This is a genomic window from Salipiger sp. PrR002 (assembly GCF_010500775.1).
GTDB lineage: Bacteria > Pseudomonadota > Alphaproteobacteria > Rhodobacterales > Rhodobacteraceae > Salipiger.
This window is the reverse complement of record NZ_JAAGOU010000047.1, coordinates 1-22,491: the sequence shown is the minus strand read 5'-3', so window position 1 is coordinate 22,491 and position 22,491 is coordinate 1. Positions and strand designations below refer to the sequence as shown.

Here is a 22,491-nt window from a genome sequence, read left to right as displayed (position 1 = left end):
GTGTTGGCAAAGAGATGAGGCGGAGGCTGAGAGGAGACCGGCGCGCGCTGCTGCTTCTAACTTCCTTGATCAGCCTAGTCCTCCTGTGTGGCGACGCTGAGGGCGACGTGGACCCTGGTAGTCATTTGCCCGGGCGCGATCTCCCCCCCTAACTGGGGGTTGCCCGGAAGCTCCCGCTTTCCCGCGACGAGATTTCGAAATGGGGACCATCGATCATGATGATCGATTGACCAATCGCTTCCGCGGCGGCATAGCCCATGATGCGCTCGGCACTCGCGTTCCAACTCATGATGCGGCCATCAAGATGCTTGGTGTGGATTGTCGTCCCCCGCTTATATGGTGGAATATCGCGGCGCGCAGACCAAGGAAAATGGTCCATTCTTCGCTACGGAGGCATATCGCCGGGTGTCACTCCGGGCCGAGCTTTCGCAGGTCCGTCGATCTGGAATGCGGGGTCACTTTCGAGACGGAAAGTTCCGTACCGATCTCGCCGGAACGTGCCAAGATCGGTAACCACGTAGTCCTTGGTCCGGTTGAGGACCTCCACCGCGGCGCCGCTCCAGGCGTGCCCTTTCGGGCCTCGTACAATGACGAGAGTGGTCATGGCGGTTGCACCCCCTTGTTGGTCTACCTGCGGCCACCTTCATCTGAAAATTCCAGCAACGCAGTATTCCTTCGCAGTGCCGTAGCATGATCAGGCGGTGTGGGCGCAAAAAACGCGCAATGGAAGCGACGTCCAATCGTGTCGCCTCGCGGCGAGGGTTCGGCGAGATGACATAGTTCGAAGGTGTCGGAGTTAGGCGGCTAGCGTCTCTGGCTCCTGACCACTTCGATAACCGTGCCAGCCAGCACTGCAATGCCACCAATGAGCACCGCCGCGATGCCGAGGGGGAAAAGGATGGTTCTGGAGGAAACGAAGGTTCCGGTGATCTCGGCGCCGAAGGCCAGATGGTCGGTTGCGAGCATCGCGATACCGACGCCTACTAGAACGAACCCACCGAAGAAGACGATCTTCACCATACCTATACTTCAACTCATGCTTTGTTCGATCAAATATTCTGTACAGAAAATACGAGCCAAGAAACGGCAACCAGAAACATCTGCCGGGGGCCGGTCTAAACCCGACGTCATGTAGCTCGCCATCCGTGTAGATGCACGCAAAACGTGCTTATCTGCACAATGCACTCTGCTCAAGCGTCAGCCTGGCAGGGCGCGTGTCGCGCGGCCGTGTTGATCTCTTTCCAAAGCTCTTGCTGTCACGAACGATGCGCGCGCCTCCGACGGCAAGCTCTCCGCGATCCTCTCCAGCGATCCTCGCGACAAAGCTGGGTCACCATATCGATGCTGTGCGCGCAGTCGCGGACTTCGTCGAAGCTCTGCTGAGCCCGGTGCCGCAGGAGAGACCGCTGAGCTAGTCAGCTCACTCCGCGGTCATGGGGTTTCGGTTGTGGCCGAGTTGTCGGACGCGGTGCTCAGTGTCGGGATAGCCGACACGTCGACGTCGCGAGTTGCATGCCAGACATCATAGGCCCCCTGCATCCTGATCCAAACCAGTGGCGCGGTGCCGAACAGCTTGGCAAACCGCACGGCGACTTCCGGGCTGACGGGCTTCCGTTCGGCCAGCAGGTCATGCAGGTGCTGACGCGATATGCCCAGCAGCCGTGCGATCTCGGACTTGGATTTCCCGGTCGCGGGGATCACATCCTCGCGGAGCAGTTCGCCCGGATGCGTCGGGCAGCGGTTGGGGTTGCGGCTCATCCTCGCCTCTTAGTGATATTGCTCGTAGTCCAGCACATGGAGGTCGCCGTCGCGGAACTTAGAGGTGATGCACCACGGGCCGTTCATATGGACGGTGTAGCGCGTTGGAGTGTGACCTTGCAGACTGAGAAAGTCGAAGCCCGGCAGATTCATCTCCTCGGGAGCGGTGGCGGCGTCGAGCGCATGCATGCGCCGCAGGATGCGGCTGTGCATGCGTTGATCTTCGACTTGCCGGTCTCCCAGAGGGCTTTCAGCAGCTTGTGTGCGAAATCTTGATCATGGCTGTGTGTAAGCTGACAGGCGACAAGAAGCGCTCGGAGAGAGGAGGGCGAGAAGATCTAGGAAGCTATGGAAGCCTTTTCTGCAGGTGTCCCATTTTCCTGTCCTCACCGACGCGCTTGGGTCGGAGTCATTCCAAAACGGCGGCGAAAACTGCGGCTGAACACTTCTGGACCGGAGAACCCGAAGCGCCGCCCAATTTCGGAAATACCCAGGTGATCCTGCGTGGGGTCTCGCAGGACCGCGTATGCGCGTTGCAAGCGGCGCTCAGCAATCTCCTGCGAGACGGTGGTTCCATGTGAGGCGAAGATACGTGCCACTTGCCGCGGCGATACGCCAATGGCTGAGGCTACAGAACCAGGGGACAGCGCGGGATCGCGGATCTCCGATGCGATATGTGACAGCGCCGCGAGGAATTGGCTGCGTCCACCTCCGGGACGGGCCTCGGTTCGCAGAAGTCCTTCCAGCATCGAGAGGATCCGTAGGCCGTGCTCGTCAGATGCGTGCGCCTCGCTTAGCCAGCGGCGCAAGTTTCGCGTTAGCCCCTGCTGATCGAAGCGCGCGGCACCAGCGCGCCTTGGTATCAGCAAGGGGTCTGTGACGGCCGTCAACAGATCGCCGATGAAGCTGTCGCGGGGCAATTGCAATGTCAGAAGGTGGATAGGTTCGGGGCAGATGATCGTGAAGGGGAGTGAAGGCAGACTGAAAGCGGCGTCGCCACCCTTCAACCGCAGCCACTTTCCTGCTTGCCCGAGGAGCGTTTCGCCTTCCACCATAACGGTGGCGAAGACGGTTTCAGCGGTTTCCTTGCGGGTTTCCTGTACCTCGAGCACATGCGCCGAAGCCCGCACTTCCGATACCAGGACTTCTCCGAAACGGCGAATGGTCAAGTGGCCTTCGACTGGTTCGTCATTGAGAGAAAGGCACCGGCCTGCGAATTTGTTCGCGTGCAGTTGGCTTTCGTAATCGCGCTGCAGCCTGTCATCGATCGCGGGCATGTTCCTCACGAACTCCTCGGTAGCGGCGTGGCGAATTGGCGCGGCGCCTGGCTGTTAGAGTTAAGATCTGTGTCCCTTGTGGTCAATTCAGGACCCACTCCGCGGTGGAGACAGGAATTTCTGGGGCATAGGTAACCATCAGGACTGCACTTCGAGCCTGTTGGCAGCTTCCGCCCAAGCGCGGTTGCCGCGATCCCGGCAGGTTTGCCCGCCTTGGCGATCTCGACCCCGTCGGATCGATCGCGCCTGACACAGGCTAGCGCGTATGTCCTGAGCAAAGGAGAGGATATAATGGAATTCAAGGACAAGGTCGTTCTGATCACGGGGGCCGCCGGAGGCATCGGTCTCGCTGCGGCGCGCAAGTTCGCCGCGGAAGGGGCGAAGCTGGCGCTCGTGGACCTCAAGCGCGAAAGCCTCGAGACGGCGGTCGGCGATATCGAGGGCGCGGTTCTGATCGCCGCAGATGTCTCAAAAGAAGTCGACGTGGAAGCCTACGTGGCCAAAACGGTGGAGGCCTTTGGCCGGATCGACGTCTTCGTCAACAACGCCGGCATTAATGGCGACTTCAAGCCGATCGAAGAGCAAAGCTTCGAGAATTACAGCAATGTGCTGCTCATCAACGTGATCGGCGCTGCCATGGGGCTGAAGCACGTGGTGAAGCAGATGAAGGTTCAGGGGTCGGGCGCTATCGTTAACACCGCGTCGAATGGCGGGTTGCTGGGAGCGCCCGGTATGAGCGCCTATGTGGCGTCGAAGCATGCGCTCATCGGGGTCAACAAAAGTGTCGCCCTCGAGGTCGCCAGCACGGGGATCCGGGTTAATGCCGTTTGCCCTTCCGGTGTAGACACTCAGATGATGCGTTCGATCGAGAGCAACGCGCGTAAAGGCGAGGAGGCTGAGGCACGCAAGCAGTTCGAAGCCGCTGTTCCGCTTGGCCGTTACGCAGAGGCGGAGGAAATTGCCGATCTGATGCTGTTCCTGGCCAGCGACCGGGCCAGCTTCATCACGGGTGCGTATTACCGGATCGACGGCGGTGGCGGCGCAGTTTCGGTCTAAACCGCGATTGGCGGGAGATATCCCGCCTGAAGACTAGGCCGCGGCCCCGAGCTCGTTCGGGGCCGCGGCCGCGATGGGCCGGTCGCCTACTTGGTCCTCACACCACTGCGCACTGATGCTGTATTCAAACGTGCTTCGAAATAGGTTCGAAAGACTTCGTTTTCAGGGTATTGGCCTGGTTCGGCCCAGATCGCTCCGAGCCGTCTGACAAGTCCGGCAAGCCAATCCGCGGCCTGCATTGTTTGATAGCGATGGCTTTCGATCTGGAAAGGGGGCTCGATCAGATGCCTCATCGGCGTGTCCCCACCATACATCTGCATCGACGCGGTTGTCAGGAGTTGGTCGCGCTGGTCATGTTCATCGAGCGCCAGAAAGAACCGGCTGTCTACAGGCGCATCATGTTCACAGAAATCGTTCAACCGTTTGAGGGCCTCTTTCGGGACCCCATGATACCGAGCATTTGCGTCTGCCGTTTCCGGAGAATGCGTCTTTCGAAGACCGACGCAGAAGGTCTTGCCACCGATTTTCTGGATCTTGTTCAGGATGCGGTTCGTGGTCGCGCGAAACTCGCGGTACCTGGTGACATTGGTAACGGTGTAGAGCGCGGAGCCCTTCTTTTCCCAGACCGCCGGGTGCTGCTCAGCCCGATCGATCTCGAACTTCAACAGACGGCACTTCTGCTGATAGAACCAAGTGCCGAAGCTGCGGACCTCTTCGAGCGGGAGAATGTAGCCAGCCAAGCCGAAAACGGGGCTCTCCTTGAACTTGGCATCATGCTTGGAGACGAACGGCCCGATGTGACCAAATTCGTCCAAATAAACCATGTAAATCAAGGGTAACTTCAGAAGCACGAAAGCCCGCGCAACAAAGCGCGGGCCTCGGAAAGAAGGCAAAACTCACATCTTGCGCTTCTAAATCAAGATGGTGTCACGCGTGACACTTGTCAATCCGCGTCAAGGGCCGCAGCGTCCGGCGTGTCGCGCCCGATCAGAAGCCTACGCCGCGACATGCACTTAGCCGCTATCCGGCACGCTCTCTTCAGGGCTTTGCGGCCCGGATGCGTGGCCAAGGCAGTGGAGCAGACCTTCGCAACTGTTGCAACGGATGAGGGCAATTCCACCGCCACACCTGCACCTTGGTCGCTGCCATCTCCTGGGTAGCTGCAGATCGATGCCCAGTGCCCTCGCCATTGGGCCTGGATCGCTGCCAAGCGGGTGTCAGCTTCCCGTCCCAGGCAGAAAAATCTCCGCAATCCCCCTTCTCCCATCCTCCCTCCCAAGCTGGATCACCACATCGATGCTGTGCGCGCAGTAGCGGCGCACCTCTTCGAAGCTCATGTTGAGGCCGTTGCCGAGCACCATCATCGCGAGCCGATCGATGGCCTTGAACGCGGTGTCGGCGTGGATGGTGGTGAAGGATCCGCCATGGCCGGTGTTGATGGCCTCGAGGAAGGTGAGAGCCTCAAAGCCGCGCAGCTCGCCGAGGATGATCCGGTCAGGCCGCATCCGCAGGCTGGATTCCAGGAGCTTTGCGGGGGATTTCTCCGAGCCGGGCATCCGGTCCGATTTCATGGAGACGGTGTTGGCGTGGCTCGGGAAAAGCTCGAAGGCATCCTCGATGGTGACCAGCCGTTCGCGCGGGCCCACCATGTCGAGGAGCGCGCGGGCGAAGGTGGTTTTGCCGGTTGAGGTGCCGCCGGCGATCACCACGTTGAGCCGATCCTCAATGCAGAGCTTCATGGCTTCGGTCACCTTGCCCGCGCCGGTCAACTCGCGCACCTGCTGCGCCCGGTCGCGGCGCCGCTTGTCGAGATCGACCAGCTCGCCATGCAGCAGGGCCATGTCCCCGATCTCTAATTTGGACTGCGAATACCGCCGAAAGCAGATCGAGGGTGCGCCCTCAATCACAGGCGTCACCACCACCTGCGCCCGCAGCGGCGAACCACCATGCGTGATCTTGCCCGACACGATCGGCTTTTTCGCCGAGAGCGGCACGTCGACCTCCGAGGCGATGGCCTTGGCGAGGTCCGCGGCTTGGGCCGGCGCGAAGCTCAGCGCTTCGGCCCGCTGCATGTGGCTGTCGCCCTGCCGCTCGACCCAGACCCCGCCATCGGGATTGATCGCCACCTCCACCACGCGCGGGTCCCCGAGATAGGGGCCCAGAGGCACAAGGTAGCTTGCAAGGAAGGAGGCGCGCGGCGGAGCCTTGTTCATCAAAAGAATTCCAAATCGCGATCAACCATGACCGTGATGGCGCTGCCTTGCTCGACTGTGATGATCGGGGGCAGGGTGGCGTAGTCCGCCGCCGCCGAGCTGGTGGCATCGCCAAGATCCTCGGTGACATCGCGGGCAATGTCGGAGGTGGTGTCATCGTCGATCTGGGCGGCGGCAATGCTCGGGCCCGCGCCAATTAGCGAGATCAGAGCGGCATTGCCAAAGCGGGTGCCAAAGCGCGTGTCGACCTGCCCGCTGATGCCGGAGCGACCCATTTGGTCCCCGCCAAAGGCCGAGAGCTGCACAGATTGGCCGTCGGGGGTCACGAGGCGGGTCCAGCCGATGAGGATGCGGCCCTGACCTATGTCGATGTCTGAACTGTAGGAGCCGAAAAGGCGCGAACCGGAGGGGATCAGCACCTGGCTCTGGTCGAAGGACCAGACCGGGTAGTTGACCACGGCCGAGACGGCGCCGGGCAGGGAGGAGTCGACCGCGTTCTCAAGGCTCGCCTGGATCATCGTGCCCTGCAGAACGGTGTAAGCGGGATTGGCAATCTCTGTCGCCTGCTCGGTCGGCGTGGCACCGCCAGTGCCGCCGGCACCGCCGGTGACAAAGGCGCGCAGCGTGCTGTCGCGCGACTGCCCGCGCGGGCTCAGCTGGCCAGCTGTGTCCCCGGGTCCGCCGCTCGCCGGTCCCGCGCTGCCTGAGCTTGCGCCGCTGTCGTAGACCACCGCCTCGGACTCGACGCGCGCTTGCAGCTCTTCCTGCTGCAGACGCCGACGTTCGGCCAGCTCGGCCTCGCGCTCAGCTTGTCTCCGCCGCGCGGCTTCGGCGTCCTGAGCCTCCTGCGCCGCGTCATTGCTGGCGGTGGTGATCTCGGTCTGCAGCGCCAGGTTTTCGCGGCGCAGGGTTTCCAGCGTCTCTTCCTGCTGGGTCATCCTCTCTTCATTGGCGGCCTGCAGCGATTTCAACTGATTGGCGAAATCCTCGCGCATCTGCTGCGCCATTTGCGCGTTCTGCTCCTGCGTTTCCTGCAGGGCGCGGGAGAGGTCCGCGACGACGGCGCTATCCTCACTGCTCGCACGACCAGACAGATCGGCGAGGCTGCTTTGCAGCTGCTGCACCTGTTCCTGCAGGGAGGCATTGCGCTCTTCGAGGGCGCTGCGCTGACTGTCGAGCTGGTCCTGGATGAGGCCGAAGTCAAAACCGTCGTCCTCGGGCTCGGGCGCCGCGGCGGGGGCGATGTTGCCAAATCCGCTGCCGGTGGCCCCATCCTGGAATTCGGTGACGTTGGAGGTTTCCACGGGCGCGCTGTCCTCTTCGCCCGCGACCATGGCGTAGGCCAGCACCACGAGCAGGCAGCCCGCGATAATGCCGGAGACCAGTTTGCCGGCGAGCGAGTTCAGTCCCATCGCCGGGCAGCGGGGCTTGCGCTCGACGTGGTAGGCTTTGTCCTGCGGTGCGTCTTCAGCCTCGAAGTCGGTGTCCTCGAAACCCTGATCGTCGGTGCCTTTGTGCTCGGCCATCTCAGAACTCCTTCCCAGCAAGGCTGCGGAGGATGAACGGGTCCACGGTCTTGCCGCCCGCCACGTGGCGGATGCAGATCACCTCGTCGCCGATCCGGATGGTGAAAGCCTCGGCCACACCGCCGACGCGCACCACCCGGCCGCGGGTCTGCGAATTCACCGTCAGCTCAAAACCCTCGCCATCGACGGCGAAGATCGAGGGGCGGACGCCCTCACGGAACTCGAAATAAGTCGCACGCCCGTCGTTCCAGACCGCCGTGGGCCGGGCCTGACCACCGCCCGCGAATTCATAGCCGGTGTCGCGGGTGCCGATGGCCTTGGGCGTGCTCGAGGTCCGGGCTGGCTGGTCCTCGGGATATTTGACCGCGACGCGGTAGGTCGGGGTCTTGCTGCGGCCTTCGGTCAGGACAAAGGCGATAGCGCGGCGCGAGGTGTAGATGGTCATATTGCTGTGGGCACTGCCGATGACCGGTTTCACCGAGACTGTGTTGCGGTTCGACAGGACCTCGACATCGAAGGCCTCGGAATCCCCGAGCAGGACCTGCTCGATCCGCTCACCCCGGCCGAGCTCGAGCGCCGTGTTGGTCCGCAGGTTGGTGTCCACGCGGATCACGTCCGAGGGGTTGTACCAAACCGAGCGCACGCGGGCGTCCTGGCCCATGGTTTGCGGCGCGCGCTCCGCCAGCGCCGGCAGGGGCAGGAGGAGAAGGGTAGCAAGCGTGAGAGCTTTGGTGTGTCGCATTGTCAGCCTCCCAGCGTCTCGGCCGAGACATTGAAACTGGTGACGGTAAAGCCGAGCGGGTTTTCCCAGACCCGTTCGAGGGCGCGTTCCTCGCGCGGCTGGAACTCGAAACCGATGACGGCAACGAAGGGACGGGTGACGCTGTCCTGGCGCGGCGTGCGCAGGGTCTTCTCATAGCGGACCTGGGCGACGGTCGGCTCGAGGAAGGTGATGGTTTTCACACGCACGGTGACCTCTGCCCCCTGCCCATAGAGGCGGGGTGGGTAGGTCTCGTTGTCACTGTCGTTGCTCCAGAGGGAAACCAGCGAGCGCCGGGCGCCGCCCGCCGAGCGGCGCTGCACGCTTTCGAGACGCTCCTGGATGCCGGCCATGAGGAAGGACTCGCGGTCCGAGACGTAAGAGACCAGCAGGCTTTCCTTCACCGCCTGCTCGTCTTCGATGCCGGTGGGCTGCACCTGCATGATGCGCTCCGCCGCGCCGGTGTCGCGGTCTACCAGAACGGTGAAGACCTCGGTCGTCTTGAGCGGCATCATCGCCGCGATGGAAAGGGCCATCAGGACAGAGACGGCGGTGGCAACGCCGGCCACGATCCAGGCGCGCTTTTCGCTGCGGCGCGGGGCCATGATGATGTCCGTATCGAAGCTGTGTTCTTTCATCAAAACCTCCTTCGCGGGCCGATTACTTGCCGCCCTTGGCGACGGATTTTTGTGCCAGGGATACGGCGAGCCGGGCGGCCGCGGCCGCGCTGCCAGGCGCGCCGCCCGCGGCGCTCGAGATTGCCGCGCCGACCGCATGGCCTTCCCGGCGGGCGCCGGAGCTGATCCCGTATTTGGGTTCCTTTCGCCCGGTCATGCCCTCGGCCATGCCGCGGGCGCCGGCCACGGCGCCATAGCTGTGGGACTTGGCCTGCTGGTAGGTGCCGGAGGCGGCCTGCCCGAGGCCGATGGCGGTCGAGCCGAGGGATTGGGCAATGGTCGGGACCATGAACATGAGCCCGGTGCCGAGCATCATGACCACCACAAAGCCGATGATGTCGCCGATGGTCTCGGCGCTCGCCGGATCAGGCGCGAGCATCTTGCTGGTGGCGATGGTGAAGCCGGCCATCGCCGCGGTCAGCAGGGGCACGAAAGCGAAGCCGAGGGCCAGCTTGGTGTAGGTCTCGAAGATCGGCGCCGATTGCTTGAAGAGCGTGCAGGCAATCGCCAGCGGCCCCACAACAATCAGCACCGCGATCATCAGTTTCGCGGCGCAGATGACCACGATGGAGATGGTCGCCATCAGCGCTGCGATGAGGAACATGAGCAGGCTGGCGAGGGCGCCGGAGATGTAGGAGCCGTTCTCCGAGACCGCTTGGCCCAGATCAAGCGCATCGCCATAGAGTTCGTCCAGTCCGCGATACAGGTCTGTCACGGTCGACCCTGTCGCTGACGACAGTACGGTCCCGCCCAACTGACTCGGGGCTTCTGTCAGAACGCCATAGACCGCGTCGAAGTTGGCGAAGGAGGACAGGAAGATCATGACCAGGGCGATGCGCGTGATGAGGCTGAGCCCATTGCGGAGCGTCATCGGGACGGCCTGGATGGCCAGGTTGATCCCGGTCATCGCCACGAGGAGCACTGCACCGACACGGACCACCGAGATGACCGAGCCCGCCACCTCGTTGTAGGCGGTAGCGCCGACAGACGCGGCCGTCGTATCCACCGCCGAAAGGACATCTGCAATGATGGCCATCAGGGCGCGTCCCGGCAGGATTTATTCCGGAAGGACCGGTAGGCGTCGGACACGTCGTATTCGTTTGCGATGTTGTACTCGCGCAGTTTCGTCATTTCGGTCTCGGAGATGTCCCCGGGCATCACGCCAAGGAACGCGACCGAGAACTCTTCGAAGGAGCGCGCCGCCTGCGGGCAGGTGCAGGTCTGCTCCTCGAGGCGTTGCACCTTGTTGAAGGTCTGATAGGCGGTGCGCGCCGTGCCGAAGTTGAACCCGGGCTTGGCGAGCAGGCCAACCTTCGGTGGCTCCCGGCGGCAGAGTGCCTCGTCGCCTTCGAAGAAGTACATGCTGCGGCTCTGCATTTCCTGCATGATCGCCAGCAGCCCATCACCATCTTCCGCCTCCACCGCTGCGATGGCCGCGGCGCTGAGCTCCGGTGCCGAGGCGGCGCTATAGTCCTCGGCGCAGGCGACATTGGCCACACCTGCCAGGACAAAGCCCGCCGTCAGGCCTGTGATCATCTTCGCAAACATATGAGTCTCCTCTTTCAAATCGCGTGTAGGGCGCCGTTCAGTCGGCGGTGCCCGAGTAATCAAAGAAGCTGCGTTCCTTGGCCTGTTCGGCGGCCCAGTTCACGCCGGTCTGGCCCTGCGCGAGGCCGGCGGCGGCGCTGAGCCGCCACATCTGGCCGAGCATGAAGTTGGTCTCTGCCGCCATGCGGGTGTTGAGATCGACGCTCTCCTTGAGCGTCTCCTGATTGGCAATTTCATCCACCAGCCCGTTGACCCGCTCGAGGCTGGATTCAGCCTCCTCATACGACAGCTGCGCCGCGGCAATCGCCGTCGCGCTGGTGCCGGCGGTCCGGGCAATGACCTTGTCTTGGGGGTTTTCCGAGGAGGAGAGCTGCGAGAGCCGATCGGAGGTCAGCCCGGCCGAGGCCAAGGTCTCGCGCATCTGCTCGGCGGCGTGCTTCTCACCCATGGTGACATCGCCATCGAGCAGATTGTCGAGCAGCGCGTCGAAATCCCCCATGGCCAGGTCATCGGCAAAGCCGCTGAGATCGGTGATCTTGGCGGCACGGTCCCGCAGGTCTTCGGCGCTGTTGTAGAGCGTGGCGATGTCATTAAAGCCAGTCAGCGAGTCCCCGATGAACTCGAGGCTGGTGATCTGCTCCATCTGCAGCTCGATCTGCTTTTTCAGTTGCTGGATTTGCTCGATCTGGTTCTCGGCATCCTGCAGCGCCTGCTGCAGCTGTTCGACATTCTTTGCCAGATTCGAGCCGTCGATGACCGGCACGCCCTGTGCAAGGCCCGGCGCAGCCAACGAGATCGCGGCCGCGCTGGCCGTGCCAACGCAGAAGGCAAACCGGCGCAGGGCCGTGCGAGCGGTCCTCTCACTCATCGCGATACTCCCAGAAATTCGTGGCCTGCAGCCCCTGCGCGGCGTCCGACATGCCGCGGGCGCCGTCGACCTTCACCTGCGCGGCGCGCAGGCGCAGGGTCAGCGCCATGAGCCGGGCCCGCTCGGCCATCATGTAGGTGTTGTGATCTACGGCCTGCTTTTCGGTCTCGGGCCTGGCCTGCTGCAGGAGGCCGTAGATGCGCTGCATCGCGTGATCGATCTGGGTGTTCACCTCGCCGGCGTAGCCCATGGAGGCATCTGACCAGTTGCCCCATTGCGCCGAGGCGCCATCGACCCCGGCGAGGGTGCCGGTCTGGTCTTTGCCGGTGATGAGCGTGAGGTAGGTCTCAAAGTAGCCGCGGATCCGGCGGACGTAGTTTTGCGTCTCGTCGAAGGGCGGCACGCCGCCGTATTTGTCGACATTGCCGGGCCCGGCGTTGTAGGCGGCGAGGGCAAAATCGATGCGACCGTAGGACTTGAGCTGGGCCAGGATGTAGCGCGCGCCGCCGTCGAGGTTCTGCCAGGGATCGCGCGGGTCCACGCCAAGATCGGCGGCGGTGCCGGGCATGAGCTGGCAAAAGCCCATGGCGCCCACATGCGAGACCGCGGCGTTGTTGAAGCGGCTTTCCTGCTTGATGAGCGATTGGAAGAGGATGCGCCAGGTCAGCGGGGTCAGGCCCGCCGCGCCGACACCGGCATGGGTTTCGTATTTCGCCGCGGTCTCGATGATCATCTGCTCAACGCCGGCATCGTCACCAAAGAGCCGCTGCGCATCGGCGCTGCCTTCCTCCGTCACCGGATAGGTCTCGGCAGCGCTCGGAAACCCACCCGCGCCGTTTTCGAAGCCGGAGACATCGGTGGTGCCCGTCGTTTGCTCGAGGAACCGCGCGTAGGCTTCGAGCTGCTCCTGGTGCAGATCCTGTTGCGCTTCGCGGCGGCCCAGCTTTTCCTGCTGCTTGGCAAAGTCGCGCTCCCCCTCGGAGAGCCGCGAGATCGCATTGGCGAGGTTCGAGCCGTCGACGATCGGCACACCCTGCGCGAGGGCGCTGGGGGATGGGACTGCAGCCAGCATCAGCCCGGCAACGCCCAGTCCCGCTGCCCCGGTCCGCGACACCTTGGGTCTCGGCATGCGCTCAGAGCGGGGAGAACTGGCAATCATTCGCGCCCTCCGCAGCAAAACTCATCTGGGAAGGCGACGCGGCGCCCCGGCTCACCACGGCGCCGCGCGTCGCTGTCGCCGGAATGACCGCGTAGCTGCCCTCGGTCCGGAACGTGCCGGCGCAGGGCGACTTGCGCCCGGTCGAGACGCCAGCGGCGCAGCCAGCGAGGGCAAGCATCAGTGCAGCGGTGGAGAGGAGCTTTGTCATGCCATGTCCTTCCAGAAGTCAGGGTTGCGGCGCCACTCGAAGGGCGCGCGGTCTTTGCCCTTGGCCCCGCCGCCGAGCACGGTGACGAGATCCGGGCCGAGGCCGGAGAGATCGAAATTGACGAAGAGGCTGTCGCCGGCCGAGCGCAGCAGCGCGAGGCGCAGCCCGCCGGTGCTTTGCGAGACAAACTCCGCCTCCCGGTCATTGAGCTTGAGGATGCGGTAGTCCTCGGGGTGGGCCGCCGGGTTCGGAAACAGGATCTGCGTCGAGACCATCTCGGAGATGATCGCGCCGACGCTCGACTGCGCGAGATGCCCGGGGGTCTGGGTCAGCATCATCACCACGCAGTTCTTCTTGCGCATGGTGACGAGCCATTCCTGCAGGCGCTTCACGAACATCTCGTCGTTCAGCATCTTCCAGGCCTCGTCGATGACGAGGATGGTGGGACGCCGGTCCTCGATGACGCGCTCGATCCGGCGGAAGAGATAGGCCAGAAGCGCGGTGCGCTCGGTGCCGAGATCGAGAAGCTCGCTCATGTCGATGCCGACGACATCTTCGCCGATTTGGATGCCGGTCTCGGCCTCTTCGTCAAAGAGCCAGCCAAAGCGGCCCGCCGCGGTCCACTCGCGCACCCGGGAGACAAGATCACCATCGTCGTCGGTCTGGTTCACCGCCGAGGCCAGGGCCGAGAAGCTGCGGAGCTCCGGCTCGGCCGCCACCACGCGGCGGATGGCGTCGTTCAGCGCCACGGTCTGGAAGGTCTCGAGCGGGCGGCCGCTGCGCGAGAGAATGTCGGCGGTCCAATCGGTGAGCCAGGCCGCGCCGCGGCTGTCGGTCTCGGTGAGGAAGGGATTGAAGCCCGTGGGCTGGCCGATGCGGACCGTGCTGTAGGTGCCGCCCATGGCGCGCACCGCCATCTCGAGGCCGAGGTCCTTGTCGAAGACCACGATACGTGCGCCGACGCGGCGGGCCTGCGCCATCAGAAACGCGGTGCCGAGCGTCTTGCCCGAGCCCGGGCGCCCCAGCACCAGCGTATGCCCGCCCGAGGGCTCGGCGGTGCGCGAGCCCGGCTCGTGGAAATTGAACCGGTACTGGCAAGACGACACCGAGGGCAGAACGGTGATGGTCTCGCCCCAGGGGGACTGGTGCTTGTCGCGCCCGGGCGCGCCGGCGTGGAAGGCGGCAAAATCGGCGAAATTGGTCGAGGTGGTCAGCGCTGCGCGGTGGCGGTAGCGCCAGTTGCCCGGGGCCTGGCTGAAGAACATCGCGCGGGCGGCAAAGCTCTCGCGCACCAGTGTTGCGCCGGACTCCTGCCCGGCGCGCCAGACCTCCGAGGCGGCCTCTTCCAGGGCCTTTTCGCTATCAGCGGTGACCATGACGGTGAGTTGGTGCTTGCCCAGAACGCCGTGGCCGGAAGCGATGTCGTCGAGCAGATCGTAAAGCCCTGCGCGCAGGGATTGCGCGGCATCCTCGGTCGCCCCCATCTGCCGGGCGGTGCGGGCGATCTTCTCCTCGGCCTCGTTGTTCCGGATCGGTGTGAAGCTGTTGGTGACCACGATGTCGTAGGGCAGTTCCAGCGCATCGAGCACGGTCGGCAGCGACTTGCTCGGCCAGGCCTTCACCCCGAAGATCGCGCCAAAGCGACGGCTCATGCCGTTGTCGATGGCGAAGCGCTTTCCCTTGAAGAGATATTGGGCGTTGGTCATGGAGGCCGCGAGAAACTGGCCCGGTTGGCCGTGCATCGGCTGGAACTCTTGTCCCTGGATCGTGCCGAGATAACCCAGCCAGTCGCCGTCCGAGACGCGCAGGCGGCGGAACCCCACGGCGTGATACATCGCCTGCAGCAGCCCCATGGCCTCGGCAATGCGCTCCTTGCGCACCGCGAGGTCGGCCTCGAAACTGGATTTGACGGCCCGGCCCAGCCCCATCTTCTGGCTGGCGCTCGGGCGCATGGCGAGCGTGAGCAACAGGACCCGACGCTTGAGGGATTTGGCGGCAATGGTCTCGCGCCAGCGCCGGTCGATCTCCGCGGCGAAGCCGGCCTCATCAAAAGGCGCGAGGTCGAGATCCGCCGGGACGGTGATCTTGTTCACGTAAAAGCCGAAGCGCTCGCCGAGCTGGCCGACAAAGCGGGCAAAGCCCTGAGTCAGCGCCTCGATCTCCGGCGCCTCGGCGGTAAAACTGTCGATGCCGCCGATGACGGCCGAAGCCAGAAGATCACCCTGCCGGGTCAGGATGAGATCATCCTCGGGGGCCGAGAGATAGGGCAGGTGCCGCGCCACCGGCTCTTCGGCAAAGAGGCTTTCGGGCAGCACCGAGCGCAGCAGGGCGCTGTCCTCGAAGAGGGCGGAGAGGCGGTTAAGAGACATAGCGATCGCCCCCATTGCGCTTGTAGGTCCGCGTGCGGGGAGTGGTGGAGAGAACGCCCGCGACGATCTGGAAGAGATGCGGGTTCCGGTCGGCCACGAGCCAGAGAACCGGGTAGGCGACGAGGGCAATGCCGAGGAAGCGCACATCGTCAAAAGCGACAAAGGGGATCACCGAGCCGAGCGTCAGGCTGATAAAATAGCCCAGCGGCAGCCCGAAGAATTTGGGAGGACGTGTCAGCCCGAGAAACAGGGGGTGCTCTTGCATCGGCATGCGCTCCAACGAAGAAGGCCTCCCGCGCCACACGGGGCGGGGAGGCTCATGGCGTCAGGTGGCCGTGAAACCGTCGATGATGGTTTCGGCGGAGAAGACGATGACAACGCCGACGAGAATGACGAGAAAGAGCGGCCAGTTGAGGCGGCCGGTGAACATCATGTAGCCGGACCCCACGAGGGCGAGGATCGCGATCAGACGGCCGATGGGGCCGGTCAGCGCATCGACAATCGTGCCGAGCATGTTCTCGAGCGGGTCAAGGTTCTGCGCCAGCGCGGGCTCGGCGATGAGCGCGAAGATGGGCAAGAGGTAGAGCAACCCCTTCCAGTTGAGGGAGGTGAGGTGGCCTATAAGCCCTTTCGTGATCGTGGTCATATGCGGTCCTTACCGATGGTTGCCAGGTAGACGTCGAGCACCTTGCGAACGTGCCCTTGGGTCTCCTGGTAGGGAGGAATGCCCTGGTACCGGGCGACGGCATCCGGACCGGCGTTGTAGGCGGCAAGCGCCAGGGGCACCGATCCAAATTCTTCGAGCTGTATGAGGAGGTAGCGGGCCGACCCGTCGAGGTTCTCGCGCGGGTCGTGCGGGTCGACCCCGAGGACCTGTGCGGTCTCGGGCATGAGCTGTCCAAGGCCGATCGCGCCCACATGCGAGCGGGCCGATTGCCGGAAATTACTCTCGATGGCGATATTGGCCCGGAAGAGGGCGATCCATTCCACAGGGGAGATGCCCGCGCGGCGGAGCCCCGGATGGCGGGCGTGGGCCTGCGCGATGCTCGAGATCAGGCGCTCGACCTCAGCAGTGCCATGACGGCGCGAAAGGCCGGGACAGGAGGGGGCAGCGGAGGCAACAATAGCCTGTGTGCCCCCGGCCTCAGCAGAAAAATCTCTCGGCTTACCGAAGTCGAGAACCGAGGCGGTGACCCGCCCCGCGTCTCGCGGGCCCCCGAGGTCGATGACCTCAGCGTGGGCCCAGGGTGCCATCGCCGCGAGCGCGGCGGAGGCACAAAACCGTCTAGTCTTTTGACGTATCCTCATAGGTTTTCCAAACCGCGCGCTCTCCTACGTGACGCGGAACGGAAATGGGGGAGACGCCGAGATCCATGCCGAAGGACAGGAGACCTGTCAGGGTTCGGATGGTCCTCGTCTTGATATCCCTACCGTGGACAAGAAGCAGTCGGTGCGTTTGACCGTCAACCTCGGCAACGGCGTAGAACTTCCACGCGGCCTGGAATTGGTTGCTCACGCGCGCTGGCGCTTCGATGCACTCGACTTCAACTGTCCCACCGGCTTCCAGGGTTTCCCTCACTCCCGCAAGCGTAATCACTGGTGAAACTTCTCTCATTTTTTTGCCTCGTTCCTGGGGTCGTTCGATGTGTCGAGTGACATGGAGGAGGCATACACATTTTTTGGGTAGCGTGAAACAGAAGATGGTGCAATACGTAATTGCAAGATACTACAAGCGGAAAAAGTGCAACATAGTGATGCCCAATACATGATACGGATGTTTGTGCATACTACCCGCTGCGCCGGAGGTGCTGCCTCCGGGGCGGCCTTGGTTGCGGCGAGCCTTGCAAACTCGGCCGTAGCGCAAACGACAGCGCTGGACTGTGTGCCGCCGCCGGTCCCCACCGCGGACCTGCCGCGGGATGTCATCGAGGAGTATCGCGATGAGCTTGGGCTGGAGTTCTCGACTTACTTCACCGAGGCGCAGCGCTACCTGCAGTGCCTGCAGATGGCGGAGGAGACGGCACGGCAGGACATCGAGGCCGCGCTCGAGGCCTACGCGCGCCTGCAAGCCCTTCATTCAGATGAGAAACACATTCAAAAATGATGGATCGAGCGCAAAACCCGCTGGACATCCAAAAAAGTGATGTGCTTGGTTGCAGGCACACCTTTAACGGGAGTAGGGCGATGAAGCATCTCCTCGGCGCAGCAGCCACGGCTGCCCTGGCATTCACCGGAAGCCTGGCCGTGACATCGCAGCCGGCGCGCGCCTACCAGATCGATTGTGCGATCCTGCTCTGTCTCTCCGGCGGCTGGCCCGCCTCGGCGCCCTGCGTTGCGGCGAAGACGGAGTTCATCCGCAGGATCACGCCGTCGCCGATCGAGCCGCCGCTGCAGATCTGGCGCTGCCCGATGCATGCGGCCTATCCGGGAAACGCGAGGCAAACGCCGGAGCAGCGCCTCTACGATGTGGCCTTTGACCGAGGGGCGCACCCGGTCCAATTCCCGTTCGGAGGCGACATCGGACCCGCGGCTGCGTTCAAAAGTGCGGTGCCGCCGGTCGCGCTCATCTCTGCGGTGCTGAAAGAGGCTGCGGGAAGTGGCGCACCGAGACCCGCCCTCCTGCAGCAGATCGCCGACTACACCTCCGAGAATGGCGTGGCCGACATCGACATCAGCGATCCGGTCTTCGATTTCGTGCGCTCGATCCGGGTCTACAGCGTCGAGGTCCTGCGCCAGCGGGAGCGGGGCAGCGACAATGACCACTGTGAGCGTAGGAGCCGCGTGCGCGTCGGACGATACGGCTTGCAGGGCGATTTCTACTGGCGAGACAGCAGTCCCTCGGCGCTGCCGGTCGCCTTTGTCGGTGATGAGGGCTGGGGCGAAAGCTGCCCTTACATCTCGCGCCGTTCGGTCTTCGTGGACTGGTCGGACTACCACGGCAACTACGGCTACGAGCAGGTGAATTACTAGCGGCCCGTTTGCCGCGCGAGGTCGCGGCTTGCAGGGCGGACCAAAAAAGGCAGGCGCGTCGCCGCAAGCGGCGCTTGGAAAGAAAGGAGCAGTTTTCCCACCCCCCAAATAAGAAACCCCGCGAAGGCGGCAACCTTCACGGGGGAGCTCTTAGAACAAGGGTGTGCAAACCCTTGGAAGCAAGCCTCATCACTTGCGACTCTATCAGCCTCCCCCATTGGCAGACAAGGAAAAACGCACCTGTGCGAACGGGGAAATCTTGTCTGGCGCCGCCTCGCCAACACCGGACGAGGAATACAGACCGATGCATATGGCTGAAGCCATTTTAGAGGCCCGACAACACAGCTCCTTCCCCTCTTTGCCGCAGGGCATGGAGCGCGACGGCTTCGTTGCGCTGATTGACGCCGTGGCGCCGCTGCTTGGGGTCAGAAGCGCTGCGCTCGCGACCTTCCGCATCATGATCGGCGCCACCCGCCCCCGCGCCTTCAAGAGCGGCGAAGAGGAGCCCTGCTGCTATCTTGCGCAATCCGAGATCGCCAAGAAACGGAACGTATCGCCAAGCCGGATCCGGGCAGACGAGGCGCAGCTGGTCGCGGCCGGGCTGATCGAGAAGCGGACCATGGGAAACGGCGCGCGCTCGGGCTTTATCGGATGCGGCGTCTACTTCTCCGTCGCCATCAAGAGGTGCCAGGAGTTCCTGGCGCTCCGCGAGGGGATCGAAGACGGGCGCCGGCAGCACGCGAAGCTGCGCGGGCTTCGCAGCATCCACAAGAAGCACCTGAAGAGTTGCCTCGCTGAGCTGATCGCGGAACACGGGCTGGCGGCCGAGGTTCAGGACATTTTCGACGCCTTCGAGGCCTGGCCAAGCGCGGACAAGCTGCACCGGATGTCGCTCGAGGAGCTCGAGGTGCATGTCGCCGAGGCCGACGCGCTCTGCACTGGAGCGCTGGATCTGCTGCAAGCGATGTCAGAAACGCACGGTGGACCGCACGAAAACGAGCGGTCCTATGTACAAGATACAACTCAAGATTTTAAGGAAGTACCTTGTAACGCCAGCGTTGATCAGCAGAGCGCGGGCAAGCCCGCGCCCTCGAATGTAGAGGACGCCTCGCCTAGCGGCGCGCCGTCTTGCCGAGAAGAAAAGGCTGGGGCGGGGCTTGCCGAGCACAAGTCCAAAATCCTGACAAACATCCCGATACAGACATTCATCCCGCTCGCCTCCGAGGAGATGCGCTTCTACCTCGAGGCCCGCCGGCAGGGCCGGGGCGGCTGGTCGAGCCTGCACCTGCATGATTTTACCGTCGCCGCGCTTTGCAGGCTGCCCGAGCTCGGCATCAACCGCTCCGCCTGGGATGATGCGGTGCGAAAGATGGGCGTGGAAGACGCGACTTGGTGCGTGTTCATCCTCGATTCCAAGGCTGGCGATCCCGAGACACCGATACTCAGCCCCGGCGGCTACCTACGGGCCATGACGCGACGCCACGAGGAGGGCACGCTGAACATCGTTGGTGGGCTCATCGGGCTGTCGATGCGCCAGAATGCCGAGTAGCGGTGCAGCGCGTGCGACCCAGCAGAATGATCATCGCGACGGCCTTCCGCTGCGCACGGTGGCCTCGAGGCTGTGGGTTCTGCGGGCGCCGCAAGGGCGGCCTAAGTGGCAGAAAACGCGCGCAATTGCGCCAGAGACGTGGAGAGGGCAGCCTCTAAATGGCCGCAGTTACGTAGGGTAAGCAAATTCTCGCTTAGGTTGAGCTATTCGCATTGCGGTCAACGTGTAAGCTCCTGTTACTTCCCATCACGGCGCGACCAGCTGCGCCGCAGAAGACGGCAGGCCGCGTGTTGGTGGGGTCCGCCGGGAAAGGGAAAGCAATGAACCAATTCAACCACTCCGCCTATGAACAGGAGATTGGATCGGTCGAGGAGGAACCTCGACAACGGACGCGCCTTGAAACCCTCGGCAAGGCGGGTCTCCTCTGGGCCGACCCATCGGTGCCGAAGAAACAGGTGATCGCGGAGACGGGCCTCGACGCGCGGGAGTTGCGCCGCCTCTTCGGAAGGAGACGCCGCCCGCCTGTGTGCGACCTTTAGCCTGGCCTGCATCCTCGATGCTAATCCTTCGCGCGCCAGCTAGCCGCCAGAGCGCGCGAACAATTTGCGAAACAGCGTTTCGGAAACCCTTCGGCCGTCGTCGATGTGGGGCGGGCCGGCAGGAGATAGCGGATTTTCCAGGGGTCGGATTTTGGCACCCCCTCAGGGGCTTCCAGGTTCGTCGCGTCTGGGGAACATGCCACATGCAAAGAGTGATTTTGCCATGACTACCGAAACTCAGGACCTCCTGCGCGAGCTGGCCCAGAACGCCGAAAGCGTGTGTCGGCACTATCTCTCTGCCGGGCGGCGCGAAGGCGGGTACTGGCTGGTCGGGGACCTGCAGAACACGCCCGGGCGCTCGCTCTACGTGCGCCTCACCGGTCCCGACGAAGGCAAGGGCGCCCGCGGTCGCTGGACCGATGGCGCGACCGGCGAATACGGCGACCTGCTCGACATCATCAAGGCGCGGACCGGGATCGCCCGGTTTCCCGATCTTCTGGTGGAGGTCCGTGCACATCTCGGGCGCCCCATGCCGGTGGCGCAACCGAGCACGCCTCGCAAGCGCAAGAGCACATCTGACAAACGGACATCCGCGAAGCGCCTCTTTGAGGCGTCGGTTCCGCTTTCCGGGAGCCTCGCAGAAACCTACCTCCAGCGCCGTGGTATCACCCGCGCAGCGTCCGCGAAAGCGCTGCGCTTTCATCCGCGCTGCTGGCATCGCGATCACGACGAGGCCCCGTCCAAGCCGCGTCCCGCGCTGATCGCGGCGGTGACCGACAGGGCAGGGTGCCTTCGCGGCGTACACCGCACCTGGCTCGCGGAGGACGGATCGGACAAGGCACCCGTCGAGGTGCAACGCCGGGCGATGGGCGAGCTTCTGGGCAATGCTGTAAAAATCGATGCCCCAGGTGAGTGCCTTGCGATCGGGGAAGGTCTCGAGACAATGCTGTCGCTGCGCGAGGCCCTCCCGGGCCTTCCGGTCTGGGCGGCGCTTTCTGCAGCGCACCTCGGCGCCGTCGATCTGACCGAAGGGATCCGCCAACTCTACATCGCGCGAGATCTCGACGATGCCGGCCAGGCCGCGGCAGACAAGCTGAGCGCGCGGGCCGGGGACGCGGGTATCTCTGTCTCGGTGCTCGAGCCCCGGCTGGGTGATTTCAATGATGACCTGAGGGAGGATGGCGCAGCCGCGCTGCGGCAGCGGCTTCTTGGTCAGCTCAAGCGCGCTGATCTGGTGCGGATGGCGCTCAAGAGCTGAGGACGGTTCCTCATGCGCCACACCCTATCGGTCGCCGGACATCGGAAAACCAGCGGCGGCGCGATGCCTCGGGCTTGCGAGCGCACCGAGATGGACAACGACGGAGAACTCTGCGCCTCGGGGGCAGGCATCGGCTAGCCAGGCATTGGCTGGCATACGAGGGTGAGCGCGACGCGGGCACATGAGGTATGGGGCCCCTCTTCTCGGGCAACGGGTGCAAAGATCGCCTTGAGATTATGCTCCGAGCCGCGCTCGTTGGCATGTTGCGCAGGTTTTGACGCCATGTCGATGTCTACGATGGGAGAGGTTCACCAGCTTTCCAGAGACCGCCGAGTTGCCCGCAGAGGCGAGCCCGAATACAGGGGCACGCCTGCGCACGCGGGTCGCCAAGCAGCCCCCGGTCGTTCAGGACCTCTTGCGCGGTAAGTAGGCGGCCGGGAAGGGCGCTCACGATCATTCGTGGCATCGATCCGATCGACAGGCGACGATCTCACCATGGCATGGCGATGCCCATCACGGTGGAGGGGTAACGCCGGACCGAGCGCGTGGGCCGATGTCCGAAATATGTGGTAATCTTCGGACATGATGGAAACGGGACCTCCTGCGACCTTCCCCAGTCAGCTCGTTGATCGGATCGGTGCCAAACCTGCCAAGATTTGGATGCCGGGAGATTTCCCTGGATCAAACCGGCCCTCTGAAAATAACGCCGGGCACGACGCCGGCGCTCTTCTAATCCTTCAGATCAGATCGTCCACG

At 63.7% G+C, this 22,491-nt stretch carries 26 protein-coding genes; 7 read left to right on the top strand and 19 right to left on the bottom strand.

Features of this window, described 5'->3' with window-relative positions; genetic code table 11:
* Positions 1-148: 148 nt before the first annotated feature.
* From G0A00_RS24695 to G0A00_RS24675, 5 genes are all read right to left on the bottom strand, one after another.
* Positions 149-379, bottom strand: a complete 231-nt coding sequence (locus tag G0A00_RS24695; RefSeq protein WP_164185034.1) for a PAS domain S-box protein — start codon at positions 377-379, stop codon at positions 149-151.
* Between the two features lie 425 nt (positions 380-804).
* A complete protein-coding gene (locus tag G0A00_RS24690; protein ID WP_164185036.1) occupies positions 805-1,020 on the bottom strand; it encodes a hypothetical protein in 216 nt (71 codons plus the stop codon).
* A 411-nt stretch (positions 1,021-1,431) separates the two neighbouring features.
* Positions 1,432-1,758: a HigA family addiction module antitoxin gene (locus G0A00_RS24685; protein ID WP_164185037.1), complete on the bottom strand. Its 327-nt coding sequence runs from the start codon at positions 1,756-1,758 to the stop codon at positions 1,432-1,434.
* A gap of 9 nt (positions 1,759-1,767) precedes the next feature.
* Positions 1,768-1,971, bottom strand: coding sequence for a type II toxin-antitoxin system RelE/ParE family toxin (locus tag G0A00_RS24680; RefSeq protein WP_164185039.1), 204 nt, complete (start codon positions 1,969-1,971; stop codon positions 1,768-1,770).
* A gap of 173 nt (positions 1,972-2,144) precedes the next feature.
* The gene (locus G0A00_RS24675) at positions 2,145-3,035 is read right to left on the bottom strand and encodes a helix-turn-helix domain-containing protein (protein ID WP_164185041.1); all 891 of its coding nucleotides are present in this window, start codon (positions 3,033-3,035) and stop codon (positions 2,145-2,147) included.
* Between the two features lie 291 nt (positions 3,036-3,326).
* Here G0A00_RS24675 and G0A00_RS24670 point away from each other — a divergent pair, with 291 nt between their 5' ends.
* On the top strand, positions 3,327-4,091 hold the full coding sequence (locus G0A00_RS24670) for an SDR family NAD(P)-dependent oxidoreductase (RefSeq protein ID WP_164185043.1): 765 nt from the start codon (positions 3,327-3,329) through the stop codon (positions 4,089-4,091).
* Positions 4,092-4,177: 86 nt separating this feature from the next.
* On the opposite strand, the gene G0A00_RS24665 is transcribed toward G0A00_RS24670, so the two are convergent.
* From G0A00_RS24665 to G0A00_RS24600, 14 genes are all read right to left on the bottom strand, one after another.
* A complete protein-coding gene (locus G0A00_RS24665) occupies positions 4,178-4,915 on the bottom strand; it encodes a DUF3800 domain-containing protein (protein ID WP_203595509.1) in 738 nt (245 codons plus the stop codon).
* A 393-nt stretch (positions 4,916-5,308) separates the two neighbouring features.
* The gene (virB11, locus tag G0A00_RS24660; RefSeq protein WP_164185045.1) at positions 5,309-6,304 is read right to left on the bottom strand and encodes a P-type DNA transfer ATPase VirB11; all 996 of its coding nucleotides are present in this window, start codon (positions 6,302-6,304) and stop codon (positions 5,309-5,311) included.
* Positions 6,304-7,830 carry a TrbI/VirB10 family protein gene (locus tag G0A00_RS24655; protein ID WP_164185046.1) on the bottom strand — a complete coding sequence of 509 codons (1,527 nt, stop codon included), beginning with the start codon at positions 7,828-7,830 and terminating at the stop codon, positions 6,304-6,306. Before G0A00_RS24655 ends, virB11 begins: the two co-directional genes overlap by 1 nt.
* Position 7,831: 1 nt before the next feature.
* Positions 7,832-8,572: a TrbG/VirB9 family P-type conjugative transfer protein gene (locus G0A00_RS24650; RefSeq protein WP_164185048.1), complete on the bottom strand. Its 741-nt coding sequence runs from the start codon at positions 8,570-8,572 to the stop codon at positions 7,832-7,834.
* 2 nt (positions 8,573-8,574) lie between these two features.
* A complete protein-coding gene (locus tag G0A00_RS24645; protein ID WP_164185050.1) occupies positions 8,575-9,228 on the bottom strand; it encodes a virB8 family protein in 654 nt (217 codons plus the stop codon).
* A 22-nt stretch (positions 9,229-9,250) separates the two neighbouring features.
* Positions 9,251-10,303 carry a type IV secretion system protein gene (locus G0A00_RS24640; protein ID WP_164185052.1) on the bottom strand — a complete coding sequence of 351 codons (1,053 nt, stop codon included), beginning with the start codon at positions 10,301-10,303 and terminating at the stop codon, positions 9,251-9,253.
* Positions 10,303-10,815 (bottom strand): hypothetical protein, encoded by a 513-nt coding sequence (locus tag G0A00_RS24635; RefSeq protein ID WP_164185054.1) that lies wholly within the window; start codon positions 10,813-10,815, stop codon positions 10,303-10,305. The genes G0A00_RS24640 and G0A00_RS24635 overlap by 1 nt, the downstream gene beginning before the upstream one ends.
* A 37-nt stretch (positions 10,816-10,852) precedes the next feature.
* Positions 10,853-11,683 carry a type IV secretion system protein gene (locus G0A00_RS24630; RefSeq protein ID WP_164185056.1) on the bottom strand — a complete coding sequence of 277 codons (831 nt, stop codon included), beginning with the start codon at positions 11,681-11,683 and terminating at the stop codon, positions 10,853-10,855.
* Positions 11,676-12,812: a lytic transglycosylase domain-containing protein gene (locus G0A00_RS26830; RefSeq protein ID WP_304610782.1), complete on the bottom strand. Its 1,137-nt coding sequence runs from the start codon at positions 12,810-12,812 to the stop codon at positions 11,676-11,678. The genes G0A00_RS24630 and G0A00_RS26830 overlap by 8 nt, the downstream gene beginning before the upstream one ends.
* A gap of 4 nt (positions 12,813-12,816) precedes the next feature.
* Positions 12,817-13,050, bottom strand: a complete 234-nt coding sequence (locus tag G0A00_RS24620; RefSeq protein WP_164185057.1) for a hypothetical protein — start codon at positions 13,048-13,050, stop codon at positions 12,817-12,819.
* On the bottom strand, positions 13,047-15,419 hold the full coding sequence (locus tag G0A00_RS24615; protein ID WP_164185059.1) for a VirB4 family type IV secretion system protein: 2,373 nt from the start codon (positions 15,417-15,419) through the stop codon (positions 13,047-13,049). Before G0A00_RS24615 ends, G0A00_RS24620 begins: the two co-directional genes overlap by 4 nt.
* Positions 15,409-15,684: a type IV secretion system protein VirB3 gene (locus tag G0A00_RS24610; protein WP_164185061.1), complete on the bottom strand. Its 276-nt coding sequence runs from the start codon at positions 15,682-15,684 to the stop codon at positions 15,409-15,411. The genes G0A00_RS24615 and G0A00_RS24610 overlap by 11 nt, the downstream gene beginning before the upstream one ends.
* A 60-nt stretch (positions 15,685-15,744) precedes the next feature.
* Positions 15,745-16,065, bottom strand: coding sequence for a TrbC/VirB2 family protein (locus G0A00_RS24605; protein WP_164185062.1), 321 nt, complete (start codon positions 16,063-16,065; stop codon positions 15,745-15,747).
* Complete coding sequence (locus G0A00_RS24600; protein WP_235956768.1) at positions 16,062-16,727, bottom strand: lytic transglycosylase domain-containing protein; 666 nt, start codon at positions 16,725-16,727, stop codon at positions 16,062-16,064. Before G0A00_RS24600 ends, G0A00_RS24605 begins: the two co-directional genes overlap by 4 nt.
* Before the next feature lie 124 nt (positions 16,728-16,851).
* On the opposite strand from G0A00_RS24600, the gene G0A00_RS24595 reads away from it, so the two are divergent.
* From G0A00_RS24595 to G0A00_RS24570, 6 genes are all read left to right on the top strand, one after another.
* Complete coding sequence (locus G0A00_RS24595; protein WP_164185065.1) at positions 16,852-17,022, top strand: hypothetical protein; 171 nt, start codon at positions 16,852-16,854, stop codon at positions 17,020-17,022.
* Positions 17,023-17,184: 162 nt separating this feature from the next.
* On the top strand, positions 17,185-17,523 hold the full coding sequence (locus tag G0A00_RS24590) for a hypothetical protein (protein ID WP_164185066.1): 339 nt from the start codon (positions 17,185-17,187) through the stop codon (positions 17,521-17,523).
* An 80-nt stretch (positions 17,524-17,603) separates the two neighbouring features.
* A complete protein-coding gene (locus G0A00_RS24585; RefSeq protein ID WP_164185067.1) occupies positions 17,604-18,389 on the top strand; it encodes a hypothetical protein in 786 nt (261 codons plus the stop codon).
* 310 nt (positions 18,390-18,699) lie between these two features.
* Positions 18,700-19,938 (top strand): replication initiation protein RepC, encoded by a 1,239-nt coding sequence (repC, locus tag G0A00_RS24580; protein ID WP_164185068.1) that lies wholly within the window; start codon positions 18,700-18,702, stop codon positions 19,936-19,938.
* 320 nt (positions 19,939-20,258) lie between these two features.
* The gene (locus G0A00_RS24575; protein ID WP_164185069.1) at positions 20,259-20,477 is read left to right on the top strand and encodes a hypothetical protein; all 219 of its coding nucleotides are present in this window, start codon (positions 20,259-20,261) and stop codon (positions 20,475-20,477) included.
* Positions 20,478-20,700: 223 nt separating this feature from the next.
* Positions 20,701-21,735, top strand: coding sequence for a toprim domain-containing protein (locus G0A00_RS24570; RefSeq protein WP_164185070.1), 1,035 nt, complete (start codon positions 20,701-20,703; stop codon positions 21,733-21,735).
* Positions 21,736-22,491: the final 756 nt, after the last annotated feature.

Excerpts from the sequence above, each read along its gene's own strand:
- G0A00_RS24695 (WP_164185034.1), bottom strand. The coding sequence starts at position 379 with ATGGACCATTTTCCTTGGTCTGCGCGCCGCGATATTCCACCATATAAG.
- G0A00_RS24690 (WP_164185036.1), bottom strand. The coding sequence starts at position 1,020 with ATGGTGAAGATCGTCTTCTTCGGTGGGTTCGTTCTAGTAGGCGTCGGT.
- G0A00_RS24685 (WP_164185037.1), bottom strand. The coding sequence starts at position 1,758 with ATGAGCCGCAACCCCAACCGCTGCCCGACGCATCCGGGCGAACTGCTC.
- G0A00_RS24680 (WP_164185039.1), bottom strand. The coding sequence starts at position 1,971 with ATGCACAGCCGCATCCTGCGGCGCATGCATGCGCTCGACGCCGCCACC.
- G0A00_RS24675 (WP_164185041.1), bottom strand. The coding sequence starts at position 3,035 with ATGCCCGCGATCGATGACAGGCTGCAGCGCGATTACGAAAGCCAACTG.
- G0A00_RS24670 (WP_164185043.1), top strand. The coding sequence starts at position 3,327 with ATGGAATTCAAGGACAAGGTCGTTCTGATCACGGGGGCCGCCGGAGGC.
- G0A00_RS24665 (WP_203595509.1), bottom strand. The coding sequence starts at position 4,915 with ATGGTTTATTTGGACGAATTTGGTCACATCGGGCCGTTCGTCTCCAAG.
- virB11 (WP_164185045.1), bottom strand. The coding sequence starts at position 6,304 with ATGAACAAGGCTCCGCCGCGCGCCTCCTTCCTTGCAAGCTACCTTGTG.
- G0A00_RS24655 (WP_164185046.1), bottom strand. The coding sequence starts at position 7,830 with ATGGCCGAGCACAAAGGCACCGACGATCAGGGTTTCGAGGACACCGAC.
- G0A00_RS24650 (WP_164185048.1), bottom strand. The coding sequence starts at position 8,572 with ATGCGACACACCAAAGCTCTCACGCTTGCTACCCTTCTCCTCCTGCCC.
- G0A00_RS24645 (WP_164185050.1), bottom strand. The coding sequence starts at position 9,228 with ATGAAAGAACACAGCTTCGATACGGACATCATCATGGCCCCGCGCCGC.
- G0A00_RS24640 (WP_164185052.1), bottom strand. The coding sequence starts at position 10,303 with ATGGCCATCATTGCAGATGTCCTTTCGGCGGTGGATACGACGGCCGCG.
- G0A00_RS24635 (WP_164185054.1), bottom strand. The coding sequence starts at position 10,815 with ATGTTTGCGAAGATGATCACAGGCCTGACGGCGGGCTTTGTCCTGGCA.
- G0A00_RS24630 (WP_164185056.1), bottom strand. The coding sequence starts at position 11,683 with ATGAGTGAGAGGACCGCTCGCACGGCCCTGCGCCGGTTTGCCTTCTGC.
- G0A00_RS26830 (WP_304610782.1), bottom strand. The coding sequence starts at position 12,812 with ATGCCGAGACCCAAGGTGTCGCGGACCGGGGCAGCGGGACTGGGCGTT.
- G0A00_RS24620 (WP_164185057.1), bottom strand. The coding sequence starts at position 13,050 with ATGACAAAGCTCCTCTCCACCGCTGCACTGATGCTTGCCCTCGCTGGC.
- G0A00_RS24615 (WP_164185059.1), bottom strand. The coding sequence starts at position 15,419 with ATGTCTCTTAACCGCCTCTCCGCCCTCTTCGAGGACAGCGCCCTGCTG.
- G0A00_RS24610 (WP_164185061.1), bottom strand. The coding sequence starts at position 15,684 with ATGCAAGAGCACCCCCTGTTTCTCGGGCTGACACGTCCTCCCAAATTC.
- G0A00_RS24605 (WP_164185062.1), bottom strand. The coding sequence starts at position 16,065 with ATGACCACGATCACGAAAGGGCTTATAGGCCACCTCACCTCCCTCAAC.
- G0A00_RS24600 (WP_235956768.1), bottom strand. The coding sequence starts at position 16,727 with ATGAGGATACGTCAAAAGACTAGACGGTTTTGTGCCTCCGCCGCGCTC.
- G0A00_RS24590 (WP_164185066.1), top strand. The coding sequence starts at position 17,185 with ATGATACGGATGTTTGTGCATACTACCCGCTGCGCCGGAGGTGCTGCC.
- G0A00_RS24585 (WP_164185067.1), top strand. The coding sequence starts at position 17,604 with ATGAAGCATCTCCTCGGCGCAGCAGCCACGGCTGCCCTGGCATTCACC.
- repC (WP_164185068.1), top strand. The coding sequence starts at position 18,700 with ATGGCTGAAGCCATTTTAGAGGCCCGACAACACAGCTCCTTCCCCTCT.
- G0A00_RS24575 (WP_164185069.1), top strand. The coding sequence starts at position 20,259 with ATGAACCAATTCAACCACTCCGCCTATGAACAGGAGATTGGATCGGTC.
- G0A00_RS24570 (WP_164185070.1), top strand. The coding sequence starts at position 20,701 with ATGACTACCGAAACTCAGGACCTCCTGCGCGAGCTGGCCCAGAACGCC.